This is a genomic window from Streptomyces sp. NPDC127114 (assembly GCF_042677525.1).
Classification (GTDB): Bacteria; Actinomycetota; Actinomycetes; order Streptomycetales; family Streptomycetaceae; genus Streptomyces.
In genome coordinates this window covers 45,509-68,478 of the sequence record NZ_JBHXTJ010000005.1, presented here as the reverse complement: position 1 = coordinate 68,478, position 22,970 = coordinate 45,509, and the positions used below count along the sequence as shown (strand labels likewise).

General features: G+C 68.9%; 30 protein-coding genes, 1 tRNA gene and 2 pseudogenes. 17 read left to right on the top strand and 16 right to left on the bottom strand.

Translation table 11 applies throughout. The features are described 5' to 3' along the window. Positions 1 to 144: 144 nt before the first annotated feature. Positions 145 to 1,149 (bottom strand): thioredoxin-disulfide reductase, encoded by a 1,005-nt coding sequence (trxB, locus tag ACFVGS_RS07210; RefSeq protein ID WP_384420529.1) that lies wholly within the window; start codon positions 1,147 to 1,149, stop codon positions 145 to 147. Between the two features lie 7 nt (positions 1,150 to 1,156). Continuing rightward, positions 1,157 to 1,579, bottom strand: coding sequence for an arsenate reductase ArsC (locus ACFVGS_RS07205; protein ID WP_385691284.1), 423 nt, complete (start codon positions 1,577 to 1,579; stop codon positions 1,157 to 1,159). A gap of 74 nt (positions 1,580 to 1,653) precedes the next feature. Here ACFVGS_RS07205 and ACFVGS_RS07200 point away from each other — a divergent pair, with 74 nt between their 5' ends. From ACFVGS_RS07200 to ACFVGS_RS07185, 4 genes are all read left to right on the top strand, one after another. Continuing rightward, on the top strand, positions 1,654 to 1,962 hold the full coding sequence (locus ACFVGS_RS07200) for an ArsR/SmtB family transcription factor (RefSeq protein ID WP_385691281.1): 309 nt from the start codon (positions 1,654 to 1,656) through the stop codon (positions 1,960 to 1,962). 34 nt (positions 1,963 to 1,996) lie between these two features. Beyond that, a complete protein-coding gene (locus ACFVGS_RS07195; RefSeq protein ID WP_385691279.1) occupies positions 1,997 to 2,758 on the top strand; it encodes an aquaporin in 762 nt (253 codons plus the stop codon). Further along, entirely contained in the window at positions 2,755 to 3,810 is a 1,056-nt protein-coding gene (locus ACFVGS_RS07190; RefSeq protein WP_385691276.1) for an ArsO family NAD(P)H-dependent flavin-containing monooxygenase, read from the top strand. Before ACFVGS_RS07195 ends, ACFVGS_RS07190 begins: the two co-directional genes overlap by 4 nt. Positions 3,811 to 3,932: 122 nt before the next feature. Then, positions 3,933 to 4,457: a DinB family protein gene (locus ACFVGS_RS07185; protein WP_385691274.1), complete on the top strand. Its 525-nt coding sequence runs from the start codon at positions 3,933 to 3,935 to the stop codon at positions 4,455 to 4,457. 6 nt (positions 4,458 to 4,463) lie between these two features. Here ACFVGS_RS07185 and ACFVGS_RS07180 read toward each other — a convergent pair whose 3' ends face one another. Further along, complete coding sequence (locus tag ACFVGS_RS07180) at positions 4,464 to 4,940, bottom strand: GNAT family N-acetyltransferase (RefSeq protein WP_385691513.1); 477 nt, start codon at positions 4,938 to 4,940, stop codon at positions 4,464 to 4,466. 16 nt (positions 4,941 to 4,956) lie between these two features. Then, positions 4,957 to 5,280, bottom strand: a complete 324-nt coding sequence (locus ACFVGS_RS07175) for an ArsR/SmtB family transcription factor (protein ID WP_385691271.1) — start codon at positions 5,278 to 5,280, stop codon at positions 4,957 to 4,959. Between the two features lie 69 nt (positions 5,281 to 5,349). Here ACFVGS_RS07175 and ACFVGS_RS07170 point away from each other — a divergent pair, with 69 nt between their 5' ends. Further along, complete coding sequence (locus ACFVGS_RS07170; protein WP_385691268.1) at positions 5,350 to 5,859, top strand: GNAT family N-acetyltransferase; 510 nt, start codon at positions 5,350 to 5,352, stop codon at positions 5,857 to 5,859. 99 nt (positions 5,860 to 5,958) lie between these two features. Here ACFVGS_RS07170 and ACFVGS_RS07165 read toward each other — a convergent pair whose 3' ends face one another. The 4 genes from ACFVGS_RS07165 to ACFVGS_RS07150 form a co-directional block, all read right to left on the bottom strand. Next, entirely contained in the window at positions 5,959 to 7,041 is a 1,083-nt protein-coding gene (locus tag ACFVGS_RS07165; RefSeq protein WP_385691266.1) for a HesA/MoeB/ThiF family protein, read from the bottom strand. Beyond that, a complete protein-coding gene (locus ACFVGS_RS07160) occupies positions 7,038 to 8,255 on the bottom strand; it encodes an MFS transporter (RefSeq protein WP_385691510.1) in 1,218 nt (405 codons plus the stop codon). The genes ACFVGS_RS07165 and ACFVGS_RS07160 overlap by 4 nt, the downstream gene beginning before the upstream one ends. Positions 8,256 to 8,743: 488 nt before the next feature. Continuing rightward, complete coding sequence (locus ACFVGS_RS07155) at positions 8,744 to 9,592, bottom strand: hypothetical protein (protein ID WP_385691263.1); 849 nt, start codon at positions 9,590 to 9,592, stop codon at positions 8,744 to 8,746. Continuing rightward, positions 9,582 to 10,184 (bottom strand): hypothetical protein, encoded by a 603-nt coding sequence (locus ACFVGS_RS07150; RefSeq protein ID WP_385691262.1) that lies wholly within the window; start codon positions 10,182 to 10,184, stop codon positions 9,582 to 9,584. The genes ACFVGS_RS07155 and ACFVGS_RS07150 overlap by 11 nt, the downstream gene beginning before the upstream one ends. A 402-nt stretch (positions 10,185 to 10,586) precedes the next feature. On the opposite strand from ACFVGS_RS07150, the gene ACFVGS_RS07145 reads away from it, so the two are divergent. From ACFVGS_RS07145 to ACFVGS_RS07115, 7 genes are all read left to right on the top strand, one after another. Continuing rightward, positions 10,587 to 10,931, top strand: a complete 345-nt coding sequence (locus ACFVGS_RS07145; RefSeq protein ID WP_385691259.1) for a helix-turn-helix domain-containing protein — start codon at positions 10,587 to 10,589, stop codon at positions 10,929 to 10,931. Between the two features lie 284 nt (positions 10,932 to 11,215). Next, the gene (locus tag ACFVGS_RS07140) at positions 11,216 to 11,434 is read left to right on the top strand and encodes a hypothetical protein (RefSeq protein WP_385691257.1); all 219 of its coding nucleotides are present in this window, start codon (positions 11,216 to 11,218) and stop codon (positions 11,432 to 11,434) included. Positions 11,435 to 11,744: 310 nt separating this feature from the next. After that, positions 11,745 to 12,239 (top strand): hypothetical protein, encoded by a 495-nt coding sequence (locus ACFVGS_RS07135; RefSeq protein ID WP_385691254.1) that lies wholly within the window; start codon positions 11,745 to 11,747, stop codon positions 12,237 to 12,239. A 337-nt stretch (positions 12,240 to 12,576) separates the two neighbouring features. Then, the gene (locus ACFVGS_RS07130) at positions 12,577 to 13,269 is read left to right on the top strand and encodes a hypothetical protein (RefSeq protein ID WP_385691251.1); all 693 of its coding nucleotides are present in this window, start codon (positions 12,577 to 12,579) and stop codon (positions 13,267 to 13,269) included. A gap of 408 nt (positions 13,270 to 13,677) precedes the next feature. Next, entirely contained in the window at positions 13,678 to 14,640 is a 963-nt protein-coding gene (locus tag ACFVGS_RS07125) for a hypothetical protein (protein WP_385691248.1), read from the top strand. Then, a complete protein-coding gene (locus ACFVGS_RS07120) occupies positions 14,633 to 16,198 on the top strand; it encodes a hypothetical protein (RefSeq protein WP_385691246.1) in 1,566 nt (521 codons plus the stop codon). Before ACFVGS_RS07125 ends, ACFVGS_RS07120 begins: the two co-directional genes overlap by 8 nt. A gap of 144 nt (positions 16,199 to 16,342) precedes the next feature. Next, a tRNA-Arg gene (locus ACFVGS_RS07115) sits at positions 16,343 to 16,415 on the top strand. A 76-nt stretch (positions 16,416 to 16,491) separates the two neighbouring features. On the opposite strand, the pseudogene ACFVGS_RS07110 reads toward ACFVGS_RS07115, so the two are convergent. After that, positions 16,492 to 16,982, bottom strand: a pseudogene (locus ACFVGS_RS07110) (tyrosine-type recombinase/integrase); the annotation flags it as partial. Between ACFVGS_RS07110 and ACFVGS_RS07105 the strand changes: the two are divergent. Together ACFVGS_RS07105 and ACFVGS_RS07100 are read left to right on the top strand one after the other, a co-directional pair. After that, positions 16,983 to 17,090 (top strand): annotated as a pseudogene (locus tag ACFVGS_RS07105) (NUDIX hydrolase); the annotation flags it as partial. A 46-nt stretch (positions 17,091 to 17,136) separates the two neighbouring features. Then, complete coding sequence (locus ACFVGS_RS07100) at positions 17,137 to 17,343, top strand: e9imm peptide (protein WP_385691243.1); 207 nt, start codon at positions 17,137 to 17,139, stop codon at positions 17,341 to 17,343. 506 nt (positions 17,344 to 17,849) lie between these two features. On the opposite strand, the gene ACFVGS_RS07095 is transcribed toward ACFVGS_RS07100, so the two are convergent. After that, positions 17,850 to 18,158, bottom strand: coding sequence for a hypothetical protein (locus ACFVGS_RS07095; RefSeq protein WP_385691241.1), 309 nt, complete (start codon positions 18,156 to 18,158; stop codon positions 17,850 to 17,852). A gap of 330 nt (positions 18,159 to 18,488) precedes the next feature. Here ACFVGS_RS07095 and ACFVGS_RS07090 point away from each other — a divergent pair, with 330 nt between their 5' ends. Beyond that, entirely contained in the window at positions 18,489 to 18,674 is a 186-nt protein-coding gene (locus ACFVGS_RS07090; protein WP_385691238.1) for a hypothetical protein, read from the top strand. Positions 18,675 to 18,875: 201 nt separating this feature from the next. Here ACFVGS_RS07090 and ACFVGS_RS07085 read toward each other — a convergent pair whose 3' ends face one another. Next, positions 18,876 to 19,454: a PIN domain-containing protein gene (locus ACFVGS_RS07085; protein ID WP_385691235.1), complete on the bottom strand. Its 579-nt coding sequence runs from the start codon at positions 19,452 to 19,454 to the stop codon at positions 18,876 to 18,878. A 3-nt stretch (positions 19,455 to 19,457) separates the two neighbouring features. Continuing rightward, on the bottom strand, positions 19,458 to 19,925 hold the full coding sequence (locus ACFVGS_RS07080; protein WP_385691232.1) for an excisionase family DNA-binding protein: 468 nt from the start codon (positions 19,923 to 19,925) through the stop codon (positions 19,458 to 19,460). A 405-nt stretch (positions 19,926 to 20,330) separates the two neighbouring features. Between ACFVGS_RS07080 and ACFVGS_RS07075 the strand changes: the two genes are divergently transcribed. Together ACFVGS_RS07075 and ACFVGS_RS07070 are read left to right on the top strand one after the other, a co-directional pair. Continuing rightward, positions 20,331 to 20,618, top strand: a complete 288-nt coding sequence (locus ACFVGS_RS07075) for a hypothetical protein (RefSeq protein WP_385691230.1) — start codon at positions 20,331 to 20,333, stop codon at positions 20,616 to 20,618. 83 nt (positions 20,619 to 20,701) lie between these two features. Continuing rightward, positions 20,702 to 20,950, top strand: a complete 249-nt coding sequence (locus ACFVGS_RS07070; RefSeq protein ID WP_385691227.1) for a hypothetical protein — start codon at positions 20,702 to 20,704, stop codon at positions 20,948 to 20,950. A 429-nt stretch (positions 20,951 to 21,379) separates the two neighbouring features. On the opposite strand, the gene ACFVGS_RS07065 is transcribed toward ACFVGS_RS07070, so the two are convergent. The 4 genes from ACFVGS_RS07065 to ACFVGS_RS07050 form a co-directional block, all read right to left on the bottom strand. Further along, entirely contained in the window at positions 21,380 to 22,045 is a 666-nt protein-coding gene (locus ACFVGS_RS07065; protein WP_385691225.1) for a GntR family transcriptional regulator, read from the bottom strand. A gap of 8 nt (positions 22,046 to 22,053) precedes the next feature. Beyond that, positions 22,054 to 22,275, bottom strand: a complete 222-nt coding sequence (locus ACFVGS_RS07060; RefSeq protein ID WP_385691222.1) for a hypothetical protein — start codon at positions 22,273 to 22,275, stop codon at positions 22,054 to 22,056. Next, entirely contained in the window at positions 22,275 to 22,454 is a 180-nt protein-coding gene (locus tag ACFVGS_RS07055; protein WP_385691221.1) for a hypothetical protein, read from the bottom strand. The genes ACFVGS_RS07060 and ACFVGS_RS07055 overlap by 1 nt, the downstream gene beginning before the upstream one ends. A gap of 200 nt (positions 22,455 to 22,654) precedes the next feature. Continuing rightward, entirely contained in the window at positions 22,655 to 22,933 is a 279-nt protein-coding gene (locus ACFVGS_RS07050) for a hypothetical protein (protein WP_385691508.1), read from the bottom strand. Positions 22,934 to 22,970: the final 37 nt, after the last annotated feature.

Genomic DNA, 22,970 nt, shown 5'->3' with positions numbered 1-22,970 from the left:
TGTTGTTGTGGTGGTGGGGGGCGGTTGCGGGGGGGTGGTTACAGGCGATGGCGCAGTTGTTTGTGACCCCGTTGCGGGGGGGGTGGCGGCTGCTTTTGTCCGGTTCCAACCCCCCCCCCCCCCGGGCCCGGGGTCTGTCCGGCCTCAGCCCGCCGCTACGAGCTCGGCTTCGCCGGCCGGGTCGGCGTCCCGGAGGGCGGCGAGGTACCGCTCCGCGTCCAGGGCCGCGGCGCAGCCGGAGCCGGCGGCCGTGATGGCCTGCCGGTAGATGTGGTCGACGACGTCGCCGGCGCCGAAGACACCCGGGATGCTCGTACGGGTCGTCGGGGACTGGGTCTTGAGGTAGCCCTCGGCGTCGAGTTCGAGCTGGTCGGCGAAGAGCTCGGTGCGCGGGTCGTGACCGATGGCGATGAACAGCCCGGTCGCGTCCAGCTCGCGCGTCTCGCCCGTGATGACGTCCCGCAGGACGACGCCCGACAGCATGCCGTTCTCGTCCTTGATCTCGGCGACCTCGCTGTCGAAGGCGAAGGAGATCTTGTCGTCGGCGAAGGCCCGGTTCTGCATGGCCTTGGAGGCCCGCAGGGTGGACCGGCGGTGGACGATGGTCACCGAGCGGGCGAAGCGAGTCAGGAAGGTCGCCTCCTCCATCGCGGTGTCGCCGCCGCCGACCACGACGATGTCGCGGTCGCGGAAGAAGAAGCCGTCGCAGGTCGCGCACCAGGACACACCACGTCCGGACAGCTCGTCCTCCTTGGGGAGACCGAGCTTGCGGTAGCCGGAGCCCGTCGCGATGATCACGGCCTTGGCGCGGTGGACCGTTCCCTCGGAGTCGGTGAGCAGCTTGACGTCACCGGTCAGGTCGACGGAGACGATGTCGTCGTCGATCATCTCGGCGCCGAACTTCTCGGCCTGGGCCCGCATGTTGTCCATGAGGTCGGGGCCGTTGATGCCTTCGCGGAAGCCGGGGAAGTTCTCCACCTCGGTCGTCGTGGTGAGAGAGCCGCCGACGAATATGGAGCTGCCGAAGAGGAGCGGCTTGAGCTGGGCGCGGGCGGTGTAGAGGGCCGCGGTGTAGCCGGCCGGGCCGGAGCCGATGATGACGACCTCGCGTACGTCGTCCTGAGCGCCTGTCGTGGTGGTCGTCGTCATGGTGAGGTCAGCTCTCCTGCTTCTTCGCGTCGATGTCGGCGACGAGACCTTCGATGAGGCCCTTGATCTCGTCCCGGATGGGCCGGACGGCCTCGACGCCCTGGCCTGCCGGGTCGTCGAGCTGCCAGTCGAGGTAGGTCTTGCCGGGGAAGTACGGGCAGGCGTCGCCGCAGCCCATGGTGATGACGTAGTCCGAGGCCTGGACGGCCTCGGGGGTGAGGACCTTCGGCCGCTGGTCGGAGATGTCGATGCCCAGCTCTGCCATGGCGGCCACGGCGGCGGGGTTGACCTGGTCACCGGGGAGCGAGCCGGCGGAGCGGACCTCCACCCGGTCGCCCGCCAGGTGTCGGAGGAACCCGGCGGCCATCTGGGAACGCCCTGCGTTGTGGACGCAGACGAACAGGACGGACGCGAGCGGGGTGTCGGACATCGGTTCTTCCTTCGTGGCAGGCAGGGCTCAATCCGGACTGGTATCAGCCCTCACTGATGTGAGAGTATCAGCACATGATGACGTCAGTCGATACTGATCTGATCCGGGTACTGGGTGATCCCCTGCGCCTCCAGATCGTGACCATGCTCGCCCGCGAGACCCTGTGCACCACCCACCTGGTCGAGGAGACCGGGGCGAGGCAGACCAACGTCTCCAACCACCTGAAGGTCCTGCGCGAGGCCGGGGTGGTGGAGACGGAGCCGTGCGGCCGCTTCACGTACTACCGGCTGAGGCCCGAGGTCATCGAAGCCCTGGCCGGCCAGTTCGCCGACCTGGCCGCCACCGCCCGCGCCAACGCCGACACCAAGAGAGCCTGCCCGTAGGCCTCTCGCCCCACCTGCCGAGGAGTACCCGCCCGTGACCGCCACCGAGCCCGCTGCGAGCGATGCCATGGCCACCGACCCGTCGCCGCAGCCCGCACCCGGCGCCACCCCGCCCCGTACCCCGCTCGCCGCCCGCGCCGCCGCCGAGCTCGTCGGCACCGCCGCGCTCGTGGCGGTCGTCGTCGGCTCCGGCATCCAGGCCACCCAGCTCACCGACGACGTGGCGCTGCAGCTCCTCGCGAACTCCACCGCCACCGTCTTCGGCCTCGGCGTCCTGATCGCCCTCCTCGGACCGGTCTCCGGCGCGCACTTCAACCCGGCCGTCACCCTGGCCGAATGGTGGACCGCCCGCCGCGGCGGCGCCGGCGTGAACGCCCGCGAGCTCGCCGTCTACGTCCCCGCCCAGATCGTGGGCGCGATCGCGGGCGCGGTCCTGGCTGACGCGATGTTCGGCGAGCCGCTGGTGAAGTGGTCCACGCACGACCGCTCGGCCGGCAATCTGCTGTTGGGCGAGGTCGTGGCGACGGCCGGGCTGATCCTGCTGATCTTCGGCCTGGCCCGGACGGACCGCCTCCGCTTCGCGCCCGTCGCGGTCGCCTCGTACATCGGCGCCGCGTACTGGTTCACCTCGTCCACGTCCTTCGCGAACCCGGCGGTGACGATCGGTCGCGCCTTCACCGACACCTTCGCGGGCATCGCCCCGGCCTCGGTCCCCGGCTTCGTCGCCATGCAGCTGGTGGGCGCGGTGGCCGGCCTGTGCCTGGTCGCGGTCATCTTCGTACGCGGCCGCTCATGAGCGCCCCAGTGGATGTCGTGGTCATCGGCGGCGGCCAGGCCGGCCTCGCCGCCGGGTACCACCTGCGCCGCCTCGGCCTGGACTTCGTGATCCTCGACGCGCAGCACTCCCCGGGCGGCGCCTGGCAGCACACCTGGGACTCCCTCCACCTCTTCTCACCCGCCGCGTACTCGTCCCTCCCGGGCCGGCTCATGCCGCCACAGCCGGGCGAGACGTACCCGGAGGCGGCGCACGTCGTCTCGTACCTGCGCGATTACGAGGAGCGGTACGAGTTCCCGGTCGTCCGCCCGGTCCGGGTGGAGGCGGTCCACCGCGACGGCGAGTTCCTGCGGGTGGAGGGAAACCTCGGAACCTGGCGAGCCCGTGCGGTCATCAGCGCGACGGGCACGTGGTCACGCCCCTTCATCCCGGCCGTCCCCGGCCGCGAGGACTTCCAGGGCCGGCAACTCCACACGGTGGAGTACCGCAGCCCCGCCGACTTCGCCGGACAGCGGGTCGTGGTCGTCGGCGGCGGCAACTCCGGCGCGCAGATCGCCGCCGACCTCGCGTACGACACCGAGCTGACCTGGGCCACCCTGCGCGAACCCCGCTACCTTGCCGACGACATCGACGGCCGAGCCCTCTTCGACCACGCCACCGCCCGCCGCCGCGCCCTCGACGAAGGCCGCACCGACACCGGCGGCGTGGCCTCGCTGGGCGACATCGTCGCCGTCCCGCCCGTCCGCGCGGCCCGCGACGCCGGACTGCTGAAGGCCCAGCCGATGTTCTCCCGCCTCACGGCGAGCGGAGTCGAGTGGGCCGACGGCATGACCGCCGAGGCGGACGCCGTCATCTGGTGCACCGGCTTCCGCCCCGCCCTCGCCCACCTGGCCCCACTGGGCCTCCGCGGCCCCCGCGGCCACATCCCCACCCACGACACCCAGGCCCTCGGCGAACCCCGTCTCCACCTCCTGGGCTACGGGGACTGGACCGGCCCCGCCTCCGCGACCCTCATCGGGGTGGGGCGCCCGGCCCGCGAAGCCGCCCGGCAGATCGCCGAGCTGCTGCGCTGACAGCAAGAGGCCGGTGGACGGCCGCACGGCGGCGTTCCAGGGCGCATCCGCGCGGGAATCATCCAGTCCCGGGGGTTCCCCGGCTCTGCAACGGGAGCGGCGCGATGGAAGACAGTCATCCGATGCTCGAGCGGCAGACCGTCCTCGACGACTACGCCAGGGCCAGGCGCACCTTCCGCGCCCTCCTGGACGAGGCCACGCCGGCCGACCTCGCCCGCCCGACCGACGGCACCCGATGGACCAACGGGCAGCTCCTGTGGCACATGCTCTTCGGCTACCTCGTCACCCGCGTCCTGCTGGGCCTGACACGCGGCTTCAGCCGGTTGCCCGGGAACGCGAGCAAGGCGTTCGCCTGGGCGCTCGACGCGGGGACGAGGCCCTTCGACGTGATCAACTACCTCGGGCCGTGCGGGGCGATGAAGGTGTTCGGGCCCCAAAGGACGGGCGCAGCGTTCGACCGCGTCACCGGCTCGCTGGAGCGGCGGCTCGCGGCGGAGTCCGAGCGCGATCTGGCGCGGGGGATGCACTACCCGGTGCGGTGGGACCCGTTCTTCCAGGACTTCATGACCCTCGCGGACCTCTACCGGTATCCCACTCGGCACTTCGACTTCCACCACGGTCAGCTCACCCTCGGCGAGCGCGGCTGAGGCCGGTCAGTCGATGTGGGGGCTGCGGCGTTCGACGAGGACCGTGTCGCGCCAGCGGCCGTGGTGGCGGCCGATGCGTTCGCGGGTGCCGACGACCCGGAAACCCGCACGGGCGTGGACGGCAAGGCTGGCCGCGTTCTCGGGGAAGATGCCGGACTGGATCGTCCAGATCCCCGCCGCCTCCGTGGAGTCGACGAGAGCCTTCAGCAGCGCGGAGGCGACACCACGCCCCCGGGCATCGGCGTGCACGTAGACCGAGTGCTCGACGACGCCGGCGTAGACACACCGGTCGGACACGGCCGTGGCGGCGACCCAGCCGAGCACCCTGCCGGCATCGCGGTCGAAGGCGACGAACCGGTACTCGGCCAGCCTGGCCGCGTCGAAGGCCTCCCAGGTCGGGGCTTCGGTCTCGAAGGTGGCGTTGCCCTCGTCGATGCCGGCCTGGTAGATCGCCAGGACCTCGTCGGCGTGCTCAGTGGTCATCGGGACCACGGCGAATTCAGCAGGCACCGGGCGGCTCCTCCCCCATGATGGCCCGGGCCGCGCGCGGGAACACCGACAGGCAGGTGCGGTTCACGGCGTACAGGGTCGAGGTGCCCTGCTTCTCGGGCAGGACGAAGCGGACCTCGGCCAGGATCTTCAGGTGATGGGAGACGGTCGACTGACCGATGTCCACCTGGGCGACGAGCTCACCCACGGTCATCGGCCGACCGGCCGCGGCCAGGAGGTGCAGGAGCCGGACGCGCGTGGGGTCTCCGAGAGCACGGAACCAGGTCGCGTACGTGCGGGCCTGCTCTTCGGTGATCGACTCGGTTCGCTTCATCGACCATCGACGATATTCGATGAAGGGGTTCTTGGCCAGAGCCGAGGCGGCCTGCGAAGATCGCCCGCCATGGACTACACCCTGCACCGCGTACGGGCCGAGGACTGGCCGGAGTACCGCGAGATACGTCTCCAGATGCTCCGCGACACCCCGCTCGCCTACCTCGAGACGGTCGAGGACGCGCTTCAGCACCCGGACTCGGAGTGGCAGTTCCGCACCACGCGCGCCGCCGGCCCCGGCAACATCGGGGTCGCCGCCGTAGCCCCGGACGGCGCCTGGGTCGGGACCATGAACGGCTTCCTGCCCGACCCGGACACGGCCAAGCTCGTCGGCGTCTGGCTGCACCCCGGTCACCGGGGCCCGGCCGGCGGGGCAGCGGCGCTCATGCTGGACGAGATCGTCCGCTGGGCGCGCGAGGAGACAGCGGCCGAGCGGCTCGTCCTCCTCGTCCACGAGGAGAACCGCCGCGCCATCGCCTTCTACCGGCGCAGCGGCTTCGTTCCGACCGGTCACGAGGAGCCGTATCCGCTGAACGAGAGCCAGCGCGAACTGGAGATGGCGTTCCCTCTGCGCGGCTGACGTGGCCGCCTCACCGGAACATGCGGATGCCGGGTGCGGGCGGGGCGTCTGTCCTCCTCCACCGCCGGCACCCGGAGACCGTCCGCCGCCCCTCCGCGCCTATGCGGCGCCGCTCAGGACGCCCTCGCGCGCACCCGCACCACACGAGGTGCACGCGTCGTCGCGCTCGTACTCCTCCGTCTGGACGCCGTACTCCGCGGAGTCCAGCAGCAGCTTGGCGCCGAGCGACTTGGCCGGCAGGCCGAGCAGGAAGCGCAGCGTCTCGTTGACCGCGACGGCCGAGACCATCGCGTTGAGCGGGCCGTAACTCGGCGCTTGGTAGGACCGGTTGTAGTCCGTGAAGTCGGTGCCTTCCAGGTCGCCATCGTTGTACGAGGCCAGGCTGGTCTCGGCGAAGTGGCACTCCAGGCAGGCCGTCCGGCCGGGCACGACCAGCGGGCCCACGATGCCCATCGTGTCGAGATAGCCGGCGCAGGTGTACGGGACTCCGGTCCGGACTGACGCCTCGTTCAGCCAGCGGTGGACGTCCTGCGGGGTGTCGGCGGACAGGATGACGAGGTCGCAGTCGGCGAAGTGCCGGACGGCGAAGTCGGGGCCGTCGAAGACGTCGTTGACGACGTCGACGCGCACCTCCGTGTTGCGCTCGGCGACGCGGCGGGCGAGGGCCTCGACCTTCGGGGTGCCGACGTCGCCCTCGGTGTAGAGGAACTGGCGCGTGAGGTTGGTGGTCTCGACGACGTCGGCGTCGGCGACGACGAGCCGGCCGACGCCCGCCGCGGCGAGCATCATCGCCACGTTGCTGCCGATGCCGCCGGTGCCGATGAGGCCGATGGAGCTGCCCCTGATGATCTCCATCGGGTCGCCGTCGAAGCCGGAGACACCGAAGTAGAGGCGGTGACGGCTGTAACGCTCCTCGCGGTCGACCCACTGCGGGGTGAGGACCCCGGCGCCGAGCAGCTCGTCGAGGAGCCGGCGGGCCTCGTCGTCAGTCAGTCCGGAGTTGGCGGTGACGGCCGCGAGCGCCTCTCCTTCCGCCACGGGGGTCGAGAAGGCGGACAGGACGTGACGCAGGTACTCGGGGGCATCCTCGATGACCAGCGCCGCGGGCGGCATGAGGCCGATCATGAGGTCCTTGCCCGGCTGCAGGACGGACAGGCCCTGCCGGAGATTGATCGATGTCATCGGGTGCCTCCGTGTGCCGCCGCGGGGACGGTCACGTTCAGGGGTTGCGGGGTGGCGGTGGCGGTGGGGATTTCGGTACGAGGGGTCAGCAGCCGCCCGCCGCCGAGGACGAGGAACGCGGCGGCGACCGAGAAGACGGTCAGGAACACGGCCGCTCCGGGCGGTCCGGCGAAGGCGAGCACCGCGCTCACCACGGCGACGGACACGGGCTGGACCGCGGACTCCAGGGACTGGACGGCGGTCATCGTCTGCCCCAGGTGCTCCATCGGCACCCGCTCCTGGATGAGGTTGGAGCGGGAGACGGCGTAGACCATGCCGCAGAGGTTCACGACGAGCATCGCGGCGGCAGCGCCGATCCACGAGGGGACTGCGAAGAGCGCGGAGCCGACGGCCATCCACAGGGCGGCCTGGCGCATCACCGGCTCCTTGGGCCGGTCGGCGAGCCGCTGGCAGATCAGGGTGCCGAGGAAGAGGCCGGCACCGGCGGCGCTCGTCACGATGCCGGCTTCGGTGGGCCCGTCGCCGTACACGTCCCGTACGGCGAAGACGGCGAGGGTGGCCAGCGGCGCGTACACGATCGCGACGGCGGCGATCGAGCTCACGAACCGCCCGGCGCCTTCGGCCCTGCGGAACCAGGTGAGGCCTTCCGCGAGGCTCTTGCGCATGGGCGCCGTGGAGGTGTTCCCCGGTGTGGTCGGGGCGCCGATCGTGAGCACGACGGCGGCGATGGCCAGGAAGGTGAGGCTGTCGAGCAGCATCAGCACGTCGGCGGACGTGATCTGGAGCAGGAACCCGCCGGCCACGGGGCCGAGGACCGACGCCGACGTCCAGGCGCTGGCGAAGGCCGCGTTCACCTTGCTGCGGCGGTCTCCGTACACGCGCGGGATGGTGACGAAGGTGGCGGTGCGGGCGAACAGGTCGATGGTGTTCATCGCGTACGCGACGAGGCCGATCAGCCACACGGCGGCGGTGGACGCACCGGCGGCGAGCGGAATGGTCAGTACGAGGCCGGCCTGGAGCAGGTAGGCCCACAGCATCATCGCGCGCGGCGACCGGCGGTCGGCGAGCACGCCGATCAGGGGGCCGGGAAACGCCTTGGGGAGCTGTGTGGCCAGAGCAACGCCGCCCATTGCGGCGAAGGAATGCGTCCGGTCGAAGACGAGGAGGGGCAGGACGATATTGAATACGCCGTTACCGAAGGCGTTGACCCACATGCCGGCGAAATGACGGCGGAATCTCGAGTCGCGCCAGATGGATTTCTCCTCGGCCGGACCGGGATTCTTCGTTTCCGCATTCGCCATGGGACGCACCGCCTCCGAACGGATTCTTTCAGGCTTGGACGAAGCCGCTGCCGCGGGCCGGGAGCGGAGACCGCTCCCGGCCCGCGAGGCGACAGTTAGTTGAAGACCCGACCGGAGACGGCCTTGGCAGCGACAACCTTGACGATCTTCAGCATGATTACTCCCTGAGTAATTTCGAGGTTTCCCGGGATTCTCTCCCGGTGTCGCCTCCGTTTGTTGGCGACGGGTTAATCATGTCCCGCTGGAAGGGCCTACGGAAGGCTTTTCTGTGGCAGCAATTGCACGCGGCAGGAAGCTGCCTTGGCGATCTTCAGGAAGGGGTGCCGAAAACGCTCCGTAAACGGCTCAGGAAAACACGAACCCCCCCGAGCCAAGGGCTCGGGGGGCCAGCGGGGGACGTGTCAGCGCCTCCGGAAGGCGCGCAGAAGTCGTGCTGCGTGCCTCTCGGCGCCGGGGTCGAGAACGAACAGTGGCAAGGCGTGGACGGCGTGATGCCAGAAGGAGATGTCCATCGTCGCCTTGATGGACGAGTGGAAGGCCAGGGAGGCCAGACCCACCGCCCGGGGTCGCTTGCGGAACGCGATCTGCGCCGCCGGGAAGAGGAGTTCGAAGGCGAGTGTCGCGGCGCTGGCGGCGGCCGCCACCGTCATGGGCCGTCGACTGATCCACTTGCCGGCGCGGGTCCCGAGCTCGGCCCAGCTCCCGCGCAGGGTACGACCGTCGGCCCAGGCCGGGCCGCTCAACAGCAGCTTGGACAGGCCGGACTGGAAGTACAGGCAGCCGTAGTACAGCCGCATGGCAAGCAGAACCGCGGTCGCGACCCCGTCAGAGGAGCCGTCGTCATCAGCAGGGCCTTCCTCGGCGAGGCTGCCGCGTGAGTCGGTCAGCGAGAGCAGGAGCAGGTAGACGTTGAGGTTGGAGTTGTAGTTCCACGCCCGCTGGTCGAACTGCGCCACGTGCCGCTGCACGGCGGCGAACGAAACGTTGGCGGCGAACTTCAGCGCCTTGCTCTCGACGCCGAGCGTCCACGCGGCCGTAGAAACGAACGCCAGTCGCCGCAGGCCCTCGTACTGCTCGGCGGTCAGCCGACCGCCCCGGTTCCCCTCGGCCCCGTCGTCGTCCGTCCGGCTCCACTCGTCGACGAGGGCGTCGCCGGGAGGCAGGTGCCAGAGTGTGTTGAGCACGGCGAGTCCGGTGGTGAGCCGGGCCAGTGCCAGGCGCTGACGCGCCCCGCTGATCTCAGGCAGCATGTCCCGCCTCCTCCTTCTCGATCTCCTCGTCGAGGGGCTCCACGAACCGCCACAGCTCATAGCCCTGCTGCCCGTCGACGAGACCCATCGGGTCGTACCGGTGGACAAGTTCGGCCGACAGGACCTCCGTACGGTCGAAGGGCGAGCAGGTCCGGAAGTCGACCTCCACGAAGTACAGCTCCATGGCGACGAACCGCCGCCCGGGCCCCGCCGAGAACGACGCCTTCACCTCGTCCCAGGCCCGCCAGCCCCGCCGGTTCAGCCGCTCCAGCGCCTGTCGGCAGAACCGGTCGCGGACCTCGACGTCGTCCTGCGCGTAGAAGACCCGCTCCAGCACGGACACCACCCGGAAGAACTCCAGCGGCAGCAGCGACCACGGATCGGTGGGCCCGATGGCGCCCCCGTCGTCCGTGAACAGCCGGACGCGCATCTGCAGCGCCTGGTCCCGCTTGTGGTACGCGAACATGTTGAAGGTGCAGAACGGCCACCGGTTGGTGTTGAGGACCGTGTGCACCACCTGGCCGGCGAGATAGACGGACGTCCCCGCGAGGATCGCCCGACTGAGCAGCTTGGCCCGGGGTACTGGGGACACGTGCGCTCTCTTTCGATGGGACGCATGCGCCGCCCATGCCGGCGCACACTGCGGTCACCGTCGAGTCTCGACAGCCGCACGGCACGAGGGAACCCGCAGCTGGTGGCATGATCCGTCCCTGGCACCGTCCTGCCCGTCGAGGCGAGGGTCAGACCTCATGCGCTCGCGACGGGCACGGTGACCTGGACGGCGATCATCTGGGCGTCCGCCGCGGCGACGATGTCGGCGTTCAGCCGCTTCTGCGGCTGCACCGATGGCCCCGAGGTCGGTGCCCCGCCGGTACCCCTGACTGTTGCGGGAAATCCCCTTCAAGCTCTCGTCCACCCCGTATCCTATGTTCCATACTTGCAACACCGTCGGCGAGCCGATCAGAGATAGTCGGGCGGGGAAAGGTGCGGACCCATGGGCACATGGGATGATCTCGGCATGCCCCGGAGCAGTAACGATCAGGTCCCGCGACACTATGTGATCGACGGAACCTGGCCGCATGCCGCTCTGGCTCCCGACGCGCCCGTGAGCGCGCACTACGGACAGGCTCTGGCCCGCAGCCTCGACCGCGCCATGAGCTCCACCGGACACACGCTCCGCACGCTGGCCGACGCCACGGGCGTCACCCATTCCACCATCAGCAGGGTGGTCAACGGCAGGGTCATGCCGGACCTGGGAACGATCGCCAGACTTGAGGCCGCCTTCGGGTTCCAGCTCTGGCCGGGACCGGCGGCGCTGCCGCCGAGTCCCTCACTCTGACCGCACGACCGTCAATCCCCTCTTGGCCGCACCCCACTTGCGCGGCGCGCACGAGCAGAGACGATTTACGCATGTGCATGTATGCACCGCTTATGCGTCGAGAGGTCTACCTGTTGTGCTTCGGTCCTGGACATGAGGTGCTCACCGTCCGTCCCGGACCATCCGGCGGGTTCACCCTTCCCTCGACCCTGCGCCGCGAACGTGAGACGTACGAACAGGCCGCCCTCCGGCTGAGGGGAGTTGGTGCGATGCGGTCGGGTGCCGTGGTCGCACGGGTCGAGCCCTTGCCTGCGTGGTCGCGGTCCGGGCGGCGCGAGGTCCGCATCTTCACCGCCCATGCCGACAAGCTGTTCCCAGTGGAAGCGGGTGGCTGGGAGTCGTGCGAGGACGCCCTGCCAGGCCTGGGACACCTGGGCATCCCGAAGTTCGACCTGTTCGTCGAGGGCTACATCGGGGGCTGGATCCCGGACGGATGGATCACACTGGAGCCCCGATCGAGCTAGCACCGCAGGCACCTGCTCCATGGGCGGTCATTCACTCCCGTGCGCCCCCCTTCCCTGCGCACGAGCCACACTGACGCTGGGTAACTGACGTCTCGTGAAGAAGACGCAGGTGAGAGCGCATAAGCCATTGCAGAGTGACGCCGTCACGGGAAGACTTCGGAGCGATTTTCGGATTTCGTTCGAGCGCATCTCGCTCTCTTTCGCAGACCTCCTCAGGGGGCAATTCCGGAGAAGCCCTACCGAGCTGATGAGCGGCTGGATAATCTCGTCGCAGATTGCAGATCCCGGGAACTGAGGGGAGGTTCCTTCCATGCAGTCGCAAGCCGCGCTGGCCGTTCTGGCCGAGCTGAGGTCGCTGGCGCTCCACGACGAGGAGCGACTTGCCGCATCGAAGGAGCGCCTTGCCCGCGCAGAGCAGGAGGTCACGGCGGCCCGCGCGGCGTTCGACTCTGCGAATGCGCGCGCGGAGGTCTCTCAGAAGGTGGCGCTGGGCGCCGAAGAGCTACTGGTCGGTGTGGCGCAGGCAGGCGATGACGTGCTGGAACCTCCCTGCGAGCCGGCCGGGTGGACGCCGGGTGGCGCGCGACCGACGCTGGGCCAGGTGATGGCGGCCTACGTACGCGCACAGGGGGGTCGAGGTGTGTCCCGTGCGGAGATCGCCGGGCATGTGAGCGTTGCACGTCCGGACCTTCGGGTCGGCGGCGTGGGTCCGGAGCTCACCGAACTCGTACGGGCTGGGGTACTCGTCCGCCTTGAGCGCGGCATCTACGGCATTCCCCAGGCATCTGAGGCTGGTGATGCTTAGCGAGTATCCCCTTCGAACCAACAAGGGAGATGCACGCGCAAGTGCCGCCGGGGGCTGGAACCGTTCGGCGGCACAGGGACGCGCTTTTTCTGGGCTCACGCATCGCCTAGATTCTAGGCGCCTTTTGGGGCACGCGCGAGGGTCCGGAGCAAATTCGGCCTGCCATGGGCCGGGAAATGGGCTCACCGTGTCTTTCTTTTCGCACTCGGATTCCAGAGATGGCTGGTACGCGAGCGCTTCTACATCCTCTGACCGCCGGCAGCGGACCCGCCGGCGGACCTCGGGCACCACCACTCCCGCGTCGCGGCGGACGCTGCCCAGCGGGCGGTCCAGCCCCGTGCAACAGATCAAGACCCTCGCGACTCTCGCCCGACTGGCCGAAGGCACGGGCGAGGTACGGCGAAGCGTGCTGGCGCAGCACACCGGGCGGAGCGCGGCGACCGTCGGCGACTGCATGGGCTTCCTGGCGGACGTGGGTCTGGTGCGGGCAGCCCAGGGCCTGTACGCGGTCACCGACGAGGGGCGGGAATTCGCCGGCCTGTGGCAGCGGGATTCCGCCCGGGCAAGGCTCCTGCTACACCCACTGCTTGCGGCGCACTGGTCCGCCCCGGCCGCAGCACGGCATCTCGCCGACGGCCCCCTCCCGCAGGAGGAACTGGCCAAGCGCATCCGCGCGGGCCTGCCCGGGGTTCCGCTGCGTGGCATGTACTTGGTCGAGTGGCTGGTGATCGGCCTGGTCTTGGTCCGCGACGAGCAGTTGCGCGTCCACCTTGCCCCCGCCAACCATCAGCCGGCGCCTGAACCGGCCGACGGTCCGGCAGGTGAGGCGCCTTCGGAGCCGCACAAGGACAACGCGTCGCGGACGGAGCGGGGTACGGGACCGCGCCCCGGTCAGGCCGGACCCTCCGCGGGCACCACCCTGCTCGGGCTGACCCGCCAGGAAGTCCAAGCACTGCCCGACGCGCGGTACGCGGCCTTCCTCGACGGCGTCCTGCAGACCCTGCGCGGCGCCCACGCCCCTCTCACCTGACGGCGAGAGCCCCACGTAGCAGCGAGACGTCGCCCCGGCCGGGGCCGGGGCGACATCTCTGGGGTGGCGGCTGGTGTTCGCGCGAGGATCTGGAGCCTGGGCGCGGAGGGTTCGATCCCCTCGCCATCCACCCCCTGCCGACCAGCATGGCACTATTCACCGGAAGGGAACCAGCACTCATGCCCAACACCGCTGTCCGCCCAGCGCACTGAGCGAACGTCAGTCAAAGCACCGAACGGACGACCCCTTCACCACTTGGGCGTCCTCGCGTTGCGCGTACGGGAAACCCTCCGCACGGTGGTGCATGTTCGCACCAGTTACGCGGAGGTGTCCGCATGCCCCGTATCCCTCACTCTCCGAACCCGACACGGTCGCGGCCCTGCCCGATGGTGGCAGAGGTGGCAGACCGTGGCTGGTGAAGTCACGCTCGCGGCCACTGTCGGACAGGTCCTCGCCGAGTGGCAGGGTCTGGTCACGCGCGGCGAGATGTCCGAGCAGACGCTCAGCCGGTTCGGCCAGCTGTTGCACCGCTTCGAGGCGTTCGCCACGGTCCACGGCGCTCCACTGCTCAGCGACCTCGACACCGCTCTGACCACGCAATTCGTAGACGCCCAGGGTCGGACACGTCACGGGCGGGTGGCCCCGGCCTCCCTGTCCACCCGGCACCTGCGACGCAGTGTCCTGCGGATGTGCTTCGCTTCCGCCCACCGGCTCGGCCTCGCCGACACCGACCCCACCCGGGACATCGACCTGCCTCCCCGGGTGACGGGCGAAACCCGCCCTCTGGACGAGGCCGAGGCCGTCGAACTACGGGCAGCAGCCGAGTTCACCCACCACGCCACGCGCCACGCCGCCGCTGCCGCACTCGCCCTTGCCGGCGGATTCAGCGGCGAGATCGGCCACGTCACACCCGCCGACCTCGACCTCACGGGCGCGCGGGTATGGATGCACGGCTCGACCAAGACGAGGCCTCGCTGGTGTCCGCTGGACACCTGGGCCGCCCACGTCCTTGCGGCCCGCGCCCATCACGTCCAGGCCGCAGCCCCGCCGGGGCACGAGCCCGGCTGCCTGAAACTCGCCGTCTCCTCGCGCAACGGCAGCAACGAGCAGATCCAGGCCCGGGTCTGCGTCGCCCTGCGGGACCTGGTCAACCGGATCGGGCTGGGCGCCGACAGCACGGTCCGGCCCGCCTCCATCACCGCCTACGCCGGGTGGGAGACCTTCACCCGCACCCGTCATATCGAGGCCGCGGCCCGCCATCTCGGCATGAACTCTCTCGACAGCACCGCGGCGCTCATCGGACACGACTGGCAACCAGGAACCACCACTCACGACACCTCCCCACAGAAAGGAGACGGCCGGAATGCCTGACGACCTCTTCGGCGACCGCGCCCAGCGCAAGAGGACCGCCCGCCGTGCCTGCGAATCCGACCTGCGCACGGTCTCTCGCCGCGTCAGGGACGTCGCACGGTTCGAAGACCTCTACCGTCTCGCCGCAGCCCTCGAAGACGAACCCGGCCCCCGCCGGGGCCGCCCGCCCCACTACCCGCCCTACGTCTACGTCCTCTTCCTCGCCCTGCGCGGCATCCACGGCTCCGCCCGCTACTGCGCCGGCGACCTCCAGGACGCGACGGTCTGGAACACCGTCCGCGAGGGCGTCGCCCACCACCTGGGCAGCGACGAGGCCAGACGCCTGCCCCAAGCAGGTCCCTCACGCCATCAGTGGCAGCACGCCCAGCGCAAGCTCCTCGTCCCGCGCCTCGAGGCTCTCAACGCGTCCTTCGCCGAACTCGCCCTCACCCAGGCCCTGCGCCAGGGCCTGCTCCCCGCCGACGCCCGCCGCTGCTGGAGCGGCCCGCGACGCCACCAGCTCATCGCCGGCGACGGCACCGTCGCCAAGTCCCCCACCCTCTCCACCACCCCCTACAGCGTCGACCCCACCACCGGCGAGATCCGCCGTCACCGCGTCGACCCCGCCTCCTCCTGGCAGAAGGAGGGCGGCGCCGACCGCAAGCACGCCCCCGGCCAGCAAACCGGCCGGGGCGAGACCTCCCACCAGAACGAACCGGACGGGAGGGAGGAGAAGGAGGAGAAGGACGAGGCGATGGTCCTGGGTACCAAGTTCGTCGTCTTCTCCACCCGTCACCGCGGCTACTTCCGACGCGTCTTCCTCAACTACTCCCACGTCCCCCACGACCAGGAAGGCGGCGAGGCCGCCGTCGCCCTCGAGCTCGCCTGCGGCATCCTGGACGCCGCCGACGGCTGCATGGGCGTCCTGTACGACGGCGCCTTCCGCGGTATGCACCGCGACGTGATCGCCCGCCGCGGCCGGCTCCTCATCAACAAGCAGCACAAGGGCACCAAGCCCCGCTACATCCGCACCGTCGGTTACCGCCGTTGCCGGCACGAACTGTGGTCCTCGGCAGGGCGCGTCCACGAACGCGCCTACCTCGACGACGGCACCAGCGCCCTCGTGCCCCTGCCGGTTCGCAAGCTCGAACGCCGCGCCAGCGCCCACACCCACCGCTGGTACCACCTGCTCACCATCCCCTGCCCCCGCGGCCCGCACGTACACCGCGAGCCCGTCGGCGTCACCACCGCACCGGGCGAACGCGGCGACGGGCAGAGCGACGCCGAGACCGGCTTCCACCGCGCCGAGCACTTGCTGCAGATCCCCGACGACACCGCCGTCCACCAGCAGCTCTACGGTGGCCGCGAAGACACCGAGGCGGGCTTCTCGCAGTTCGACCGCTCGCTGTGGAACCGCCGCATGATCGCCTTCGGCGCCGAGGCCCAGAGCCTCGTCGTCCTCAGCTTCCTCCTTGCCCAGAACGCCACGAGCGCCGCCCGCTACCAAGAAGACCCCACGTACGCCGACGCCGACGCGGAAGCCACCGACACCGGCGACACCACAGCCCGCCCCCGATGACCAACAAGAGCTGACGCCACAGCCCACCGCCCCCACCCGATCCGCTAACCTGTCAGGGACCGCCCTCAGCGGCGGTCCCACTCCTTGCCACGGCACGGCTGTCTGCTCACGCAGAGTATTCAGCCACGTTGTACGCAAGGCCCCGCCTTCGTAGCTCAGGGGATAGAGCACCGCTCTCCTAAAGCGGGTGTCGCAGGTTCGAATCCTGCCGGGGGCACAAGCACAAAGGGCAGGTACGAAGATTCCGTACCTGCCCTTTGACATCTACAGGTGACATCACCGGCGGCGATCACACGACCGGGCCGCCTCCTGAGAAGCCTGTCCATGTGGCTGATCGCCTCGCGCTGCGTGTCCTGGACAACGTGCGTGTACACGTCCATCGTGATGCTGATCTGGCTGTGACCGAGGATCTCCATCCCTACCCGGGGTGCGACGCCTGCGGCGGTGAGTAGCGTCGCCGTACCGTGTCGGGCGTCGTGAAGCTGGATCACGCGGAGGCCGGCGGATGCGGCGACGCGGGTGAAGGAGCAGTACACGTTGCGCGGCTCTACCGGACGGCCGGTGCTTGTGGTGAAGACGTAGCCGCCCTCCTGCCACTTCTCCCCTGCCTTGGCTCGTGATCGTTCTGCTTCATCCGGTCCCACCGGAGGGGCGCGATGCACAGGGCGGGCAGCGGTACGACCCGCCGACGGCGTCCCTTGGGATCGTCGTCGTACAGGACCCCGCGTCGACGCTGGGTCTGCTGGCGGATGTAGAGGACCCGCTTGTCGAAGTCGACGTCCGCGCGGTCGAGTGGATCACCCCGGAAGAGATCACCGAGCGCATGACCGAGGTCTACGCGATCCGCCTCCTGGACGCCCTGGACGACGCGGGCCCTCACCTCCGCAGCCACGCGGCCGCCAGCCGGCCGCACAGCGGTAGGCGTGGAACCGGTGATGATGAGCCGCGAGGAAGCCATCTCCCTGGTGCAACGCCTCATGACGGCCGAGGGAATCAGCGAGGCAGAGCAGGACGAGATGCTGGAGGCCCTTGAGAACGGCCTGGTCTGCCCGCACATCAGCGACTACATCTTCTGGAACCCCACCGAGCTGACCGCCGAGCAGGTCGTGGACAAGGCTTTGACCTACCGCCCGATCGCCCTGTGAGCCCCACAGGACCACTGCGGTAAGAGTTTCCCTACTTCATCAAGCACCCGGCTGCGCTACCGCTCCGCCGGGCGGGCTTCCCGGCTCTGCTCCGCGCGACGCTCCTGCCTTCGGCCCGCTCCGCGCGCGCTGCGCCGACGCCCGCCCCTGCAAGACGGGATAGGCCCAAGGGCATGAGTCGAGCCCCAACGGCCCGTGGTTCTGTCTGTCACCGACATGCCTCCGGCGGGGGCCTCAGTCTCCGGGATGGAGGGGGCGCCGTGCGCGGGTGCTGGCCGGTGGGATGTGGCGGTAGGGAACTCCCATCCCGTCTGCCATCGACCCAGGACAAGCCGAGCAGACACGGCACCGGGCCCGCTCCACATACGTGTGGGCCGACGGCAGACGGGATGGGAGTTGGAGGGGTACACAGGAGTGGTCACGGTTTACGCAAAAAGCGGCGCCCCCGATCGACTGATAGAGGACGCCGCCGCTCAGAGCCCTATCAACTCAGAGCAATTGCGATCTCAGCTTCGGTGCTTGCTGAGGAGAAAGTACGCCAGCGGCAGCAGGGCGGACAGAAGGATGAGACCGGCCTGGAGCTGCCACGGCATCCCCGGCGACACCTGGTGCAATCCACGCGCCATGAGATAGGGGGCGAAAGTCGACCCCCCGATCCCAGTTCCAGCCGCGATGACCCGCATCAGTGTTTGCGAGTGCTCCGCCGGCACCCCCACGGCGAGCGCGGGGCCGTCAGGGAGCGTCGAAAACGTGACGTGGGCCGAGGTGCTCGGCTGATTGTCGTTCTCGGCGGTGCCATTGCCTTGAATTTGCATTTTTTGCCTTAGAGACGGGATTGCCTCTGGCTGCTACTGCTACTCGGACCCAGGAGGCCACATCGGGCCCCAAGGGAGGAGGACCTTCTCACTCGGGCCATCCCCCGTTTGTCCCACACGGATCCGGCCCTACCTCAACAGGTGACTCAGTGATGCGACTAAGCCGGCCGAGGTTGTACAGCGCGACATGACTCGGCTGCGAGGATAGTATCCCTGGTGGTGCGTCCAAGCACCAGATTTCACGCATATGTGATGCGCCGCTCCCAAGGGGAGGACAAGATGCCTGATGCTGGGAGTGAACCTCAGCGTGCATCCAGCGAGCGCTACTCGGTGACGTTCGTTCCGCCCGCCGTCGAGGCTATCGCCGACCTGACCGAGATCACGGGGCTCTCCAAGGCTGACGTGATCAACCGCGCCGTGCAGATCTATGCCTACCTGGAGTCGCAGAAGCAGCAGGGCGCCCACCTCCTGCTACGCGGAGTGGATGGGAACACCGAGCGACTGCACATCGTCTAGCCCTCGGAGTACAGAGCGTCAGAGCCGAGTCGTCCGTTAGGCGTGATCAAGAGTAGGCAACGCATACGAGCCTGCAGCCTCTTGAGTTGATGGCATCCGTGGCCGAACGAGAACCCGCAGCTGGGGCGCCGCAACTCCCGGTGCGCACCCCGCCAAGCCAGTTAGCGGCGAGGTGCGCGCCCGGAGAGTCTCGTTCGAGGTTCAGTCCTCCATTTGGGAGATCGTGCCAGGTCCGAGCCGCAGCGCGGCCGCCGTCCGCCGCAACCCAGATCGCTCCATCTGCTCCAGCACGTCATCCACCGATTCTGGGGGGTTCCGGCGCGACTCCGCGATCTGCTGCACACAGGCATAGACGATGCGGTCGTCCAGGCCGAGCAAATCAAGCAGGAACGAGTCCGCCGACTTCGCCTCGATGTCCCATGGCGTGAGGGCTGCAGCCGGGAAGTGCTTTCGGTTGTCGGTCACAATCACCTGAGCTTGCGCTTTGATCGCAGCAGCCAGAACATGCCTGTCCCCTGCGTCAGGGAGCTTCAGACCTTCCATGAGCGACTCATGACCTGTGACGCGAACATCACGAATCGAATCATTCATGAGCTCCCTCAGGCGTTCCAGCTTGTCGAGATCAGTGCCTCGCTGCTCGTGGAGAGCGCGAACCATCTCGTCCAAGATCTGATCAGACCACTTGGCCTGCACCATGCCACCGAGCGCCACGCGTATCAGCAGGTCCCTCACCACGTTCGGGTAGAGCACGCAGGCGTCGTACACAACGACGAAAGCCATTGATCAGTCCAGCCCTAGTTCCTGTCCAAGCTGCGCCAGCCTGTTGGCTGCATCATGCCTGCGCTGATCATCCTCACGCTTGTAGCGCATGAGGTCCTCGAAGCGGATGCGCCGATGACGTCCTACTCGGCGGTAGGGGATCTTCTCATCGTCAAGCAGACCGATGAGGTAGGGGCGAGAAACATCGAGCACATCAGCCGCTTGTTGCGTTGTGAGCTCCGCGTCGACGGGCATGACCCGCACACCCTTGCCGCTGGCGAGTGCTGCAAGCAGAGCAGCGAACATCTCAGCGACAGGTCGAGGGAGCACCAAAGCCTCCCCTTGTGCGCCGGCCTCCAGGTGCACCCGGATGTCGTCGCTAGCCCCCTCAGTGTGCTCCAGGTAGCTGTTCAGGCGGCGCAGCGCTCGCTCCGCATCCTGGGCCTTGATGACTCCTGGCTCTAGCTTGCGCCCTTGTGCAGCAGTGGCCATCGCAGCCTCTCCCTTCCATAGACCTAAGTGAAGTATTCGCAACAAACGAAGCCAACGCAAGCGGTGTGAGCAAAGAATCAGCCAACCAACTGCGGTTCCAGGCGTGACCAGGACGCCAGCTCACGCCATGATCAGCGTGAGTCCACCCAGCTTCCTTCGGCGATCCAGTATCCGACTCCGACCAGACCGTTTGGCCCGGGTTTGCGCACCTGGCACAGGCCTCGATTGCGTCTCCACGCTGCCGCTACCAGTGGAGGCTTGCTCCACACCAGGCGGCAGACAAGCCGCGGCCCATTCGTGGACCAGCGCACCCAAGTAGGCGGCCATCCGGCTCCTGACCTGCTAAGACGCCTTGGACGCACGCGCCCTCCGGAGCCGTGTGCCGTGCGCGGCATCATGGTCTCCATGACTTCCGAACCCATCTATGCCCCAATTGAGAGCACCCACGTCACGGCAACGGATGGTGCTGCACTCGTCTTCACGTGGGATGCGAACTCACGGATCGAGGTGCGGAACCTCGGGGGCGAGGTTGTCATCGAGGCGAATGCCGCGGGCCTCAGGTCGCTGGCCGCACACCTGCTCGTCCTGGCCGGCGACGGTGTACCCGACGGAGCGCACCTGCACCTCGAAGACGGCAACGGCTTGGAGGACGGTTCTGTCGGTTTGGTCCTGGAGCGAAGCAACGAGCAGTAGATCCGCCGGCGCAAAGGCCCCTGGTTCGTGCCGGGAGGGCTCGGGCTGCGCTGCGAGATGCGGCGCCAAATAGGGTGCCAAGCATGACCGCTTCTCCTGATCACGTCGACAGCAGGGAGGATCTGGCGTCCTTCGTCAGATCTCTGCAGCGCAGTTATGTCGACCGCGGTGAGTCGTGGGACAACGCGGACCTTGCAGGGTTCCTGGATGCCTTGGCGGCGTGGATTGACGACGCTGACGGCTGGTACAACAACACCGGCCTGGAGCTGCCAGCCAACGGTGACTGGCGCTTCTTCGCCCGAGCGCTCCGAGCGGCGACCGTGTACGAGTAGTCGCGGATCAAGCAGGCTCAGGGCACTACCAGAAGAGCAGAGCAGCCCCGGACGTAAGCCGAGGCTGCTCTGTCGTTCTGGTGCGCTGCCGCTATCCGAAGGCCGCTGCTGGCAATCGCGGCTTGTCGTCGCCTCCCTGAGCGTAGGGCAGCGGGGGCGACAGGCGTTGGCCCCGGCTTGTCGCTACACGGAGTGCATCCCGTAGGGCTCCGACCAGCTCTGCGGACAAGTTTCGAAGTTCCTCCGGATCCATCTCCTCACGGTGGAGCACTTCCAGCGCGTGCGACACGAGGTTGGCAGCCAGGTGGAGTTGCGTCGCTTCAGTGCTGTCAGCCAGGGGACAGGTGGCTGTTGTGTCGTCGGTGCTCAGGTAGCAGGGGTTGCCGTCGGGGGTTGTCCACGGGAGGAGGCGGAGGCCGTTGTGGGCCGTCATCCCTCTGCACCTCCTTCCTGGGTCGTGTGGTGGGCGGTGAAGAGGGCTTCGGCGCGGTCGCCGGGGAGGACCAGGCGGGCCGCCTCGATGACGCGGCCGGTGGGGCCGGTCGAGACACGGGTGATGGCGAGGACGGCCAGGGTCGGGGTGATGCGGAGGGTTGCGGCTTCCGCCGGGGTCGGGAGGCGCGCAGTGACCCTGTCCTGGACTTCCGCCGGCCGCTGGCGGCACCAAGGCGGCTCGGCCGCGGCGAGGTCCCGAGGGATGTAGATGCGGGCCAGGCTGTGCGGGGACTCGCCCTCGTGGCCGATGCAGAGGAATTCCGTCAGCGGAGTGCGTGAGGGGACCTTGAGCAGGATGGCCAGCAGGCCCTCGGCGCGGAGTTGAGTTGTGCGGACGGTCACGTGGAGGGTGGGCGTAAGGACGCCGCCCTCGTACGTCAGCCGGCTCAGGGCTCGGCGGACGTAGTTGCCCTTGCCGTGGTGCTTTTCGATCACGCCCTCGGCCTGGAGGAGGGCGAGGGCGTTGCGGAGGGTTGCCGTGCTGACCTTGTAGCGGGCGGCCAGTTGAGGTTCCGAGGCGAGGCGTTCGCCGGGCTTCAGTTGGCCGGTGGCGATCTGAGCGCGGAGGTCTTCGGCGATGGTGTCGCGTAGGGAAGGCACGGGCCGGATCACCACCTTCTGAGGACTCGGAGGGCGACGAGTCGGGTTCGGGGGTGCATGGTCAGCTGCTCGCCCGTCTCGAAGAGAAGACGCCTGGCGCCGCGGGGCAGTTGGCGGAGGTCGGCGACGCGGCAGGGATGGCCGCCGATCTGGATGACGTCGCCGCGCTGCACGTTGGTCGAGGTAATCTCGACGGGGCCAGCCACGGCGCCATCGAGGGTCCGGGTCATCACGCCGTCGCCTCCGTCGGGGCGGGCTGCACGGCCGGCTCGTGACACGGGCAGGCACACGCCTCGTAGATGACCGGGATGCCGACCGGGGCCACTGTCGGGGAGGAGTGGGCGCACTCGTAGTGCGTGCCGATGCGGCAGGGGGTCGAGCGGTACGGGGTGGCTTTCGTAGGCGCCATCAGAAGACCTCCGTCGGCGCCAGGAGGTCCTCGACGGCCGGGACGTACGGGCGGACCAAGATGGTCTCCTCGCCCCGAATGGTGCCCGTACGGAACAGGCAGGCGGACCGTAAGGCCGGTTGAGGGCGAGGTGTTCGGGAGTACCGCTCTCTGGTGCGCGCGATGGCGCGGCGGATACGGTTGAGCACGCTGATCAGCTCCTAACGCTGGTGGCCAGGTCCCCGGACATCGCCCGTCGCGGGGACCGCTTTGCGTACGACGGCCCACAGGGTGCGGCCGCCCAGGCTGGTGGCGAGGAGTCCGAACCGGTCTGCCTTCGCCATGACTTCCAGGACCTCCCGCCATGTCTCGGCAGGGAGGGCTTCCGGTACCTCCGCTTCGATCGATGTGTGTCGGGCGTGCTCCTGCGTGCGCGTGGTGAGCCCGACGGCTGACAGCCGGCCGGCGATGGCCTCCGCGCTTACTTCTGGAGCAGGCACAGGACAGCCTCCGTCACCGGCGATCACTTTCAGTGAA

Coding starts and splice junctions, on each gene's coding strand:
- ACFVGS_RS07070 (WP_385691227.1), top strand. CDS start 20,702: ATGACCGCTTCTCCTGATCACGTCGACAGCAGGGAGGATCTGGCGTCC.
- ACFVGS_RS07100 (WP_385691243.1), top strand. CDS start 17,137: ATGAGCCGCGAGGAAGCCATCTCCCTGGTGCAACGCCTCATGACGGCC.
- ACFVGS_RS07180 (WP_385691513.1), bottom strand. CDS start 4,940: ATGACCACTGAGCACGCCGACGAGGTCCTGGCGATCTACCAGGCCGGC.
- ACFVGS_RS07200 (WP_385691281.1), top strand. CDS start 1,654: ATGATGACGTCAGTCGATACTGATCTGATCCGGGTACTGGGTGATCCC.
- ACFVGS_RS07175 (WP_385691271.1), bottom strand. CDS start 5,280: ATGAAGCGAACCGAGTCGATCACCGAAGAGCAGGCCCGCACGTACGCG.
- trxB (WP_384420529.1), bottom strand. CDS start 1,149: ATGACGACGACCACCACGACAGGCGCTCAGGACGACGTACGCGAGGTC.
- ACFVGS_RS07060 (WP_385691222.1), bottom strand. CDS start 22,275: ATGACCCGGACCCTCGATGGCGCCGTGGCTGGCCCCGTCGAGATTACC.
- ACFVGS_RS07085 (WP_385691235.1), bottom strand. CDS start 19,454: ATGGCTTTCGTCGTTGTGTACGACGCCTGCGTGCTCTACCCGAACGTG.
- ACFVGS_RS07165 (WP_385691266.1), bottom strand. CDS start 7,041: ATGACATCGATCAATCTCCGGCAGGGCCTGTCCGTCCTGCAGCCGGGC.
- ACFVGS_RS07145 (WP_385691259.1), top strand. CDS start 10,587: ATGGGCACATGGGATGATCTCGGCATGCCCCGGAGCAGTAACGATCAG.
- ACFVGS_RS07185 (WP_385691274.1), top strand. CDS start 3,933: ATGCTCGAGCGGCAGACCGTCCTCGACGACTACGCCAGGGCCAGGCGC.
- ACFVGS_RS07170 (WP_385691268.1), top strand. CDS start 5,350: ATGGACTACACCCTGCACCGCGTACGGGCCGAGGACTGGCCGGAGTAC.
- ACFVGS_RS07190 (WP_385691276.1), top strand. CDS start 2,755: ATGAGCGCCCCAGTGGATGTCGTGGTCATCGGCGGCGGCCAGGCCGGC.
- ACFVGS_RS07055 (WP_385691221.1), bottom strand. CDS start 22,454: ATGGCGCCTACGAAAGCCACCCCGTACCGCTCGACCCCCTGCCGCATC.
- ACFVGS_RS07080 (WP_385691232.1), bottom strand. CDS start 19,925: ATGGCCACTGCTGCACAAGGGCGCAAGCTAGAGCCAGGAGTCATCAAG.
- ACFVGS_RS07160 (WP_385691510.1), bottom strand. CDS start 8,255: ATGTGGGTCAACGCCTTCGGTAACGGCGTATTCAATATCGTCCTGCCC.
- ACFVGS_RS07135 (WP_385691254.1), top strand. CDS start 11,745: ATGCAGTCGCAAGCCGCGCTGGCCGTTCTGGCCGAGCTGAGGTCGCTG.
- ACFVGS_RS07095 (WP_385691241.1), bottom strand. CDS start 18,158: ATGCAAATTCAAGGCAATGGCACCGCCGAGAACGACAATCAGCCGAGC.
- ACFVGS_RS07120 (WP_385691246.1), top strand. CDS start 14,633: ATGCCTGACGACCTCTTCGGCGACCGCGCCCAGCGCAAGAGGACCGCC.
- ACFVGS_RS07205 (WP_385691284.1), bottom strand. CDS start 1,579: ATGTCCGACACCCCGCTCGCGTCCGTCCTGTTCGTCTGCGTCCACAAC.
- ACFVGS_RS07075 (WP_385691230.1), top strand. CDS start 20,331: ATGACTTCCGAACCCATCTATGCCCCAATTGAGAGCACCCACGTCACG.
- ACFVGS_RS07155 (WP_385691263.1), bottom strand. CDS start 9,592: ATGCTGCCTGAGATCAGCGGGGCGCGTCAGCGCCTGGCACTGGCCCGG.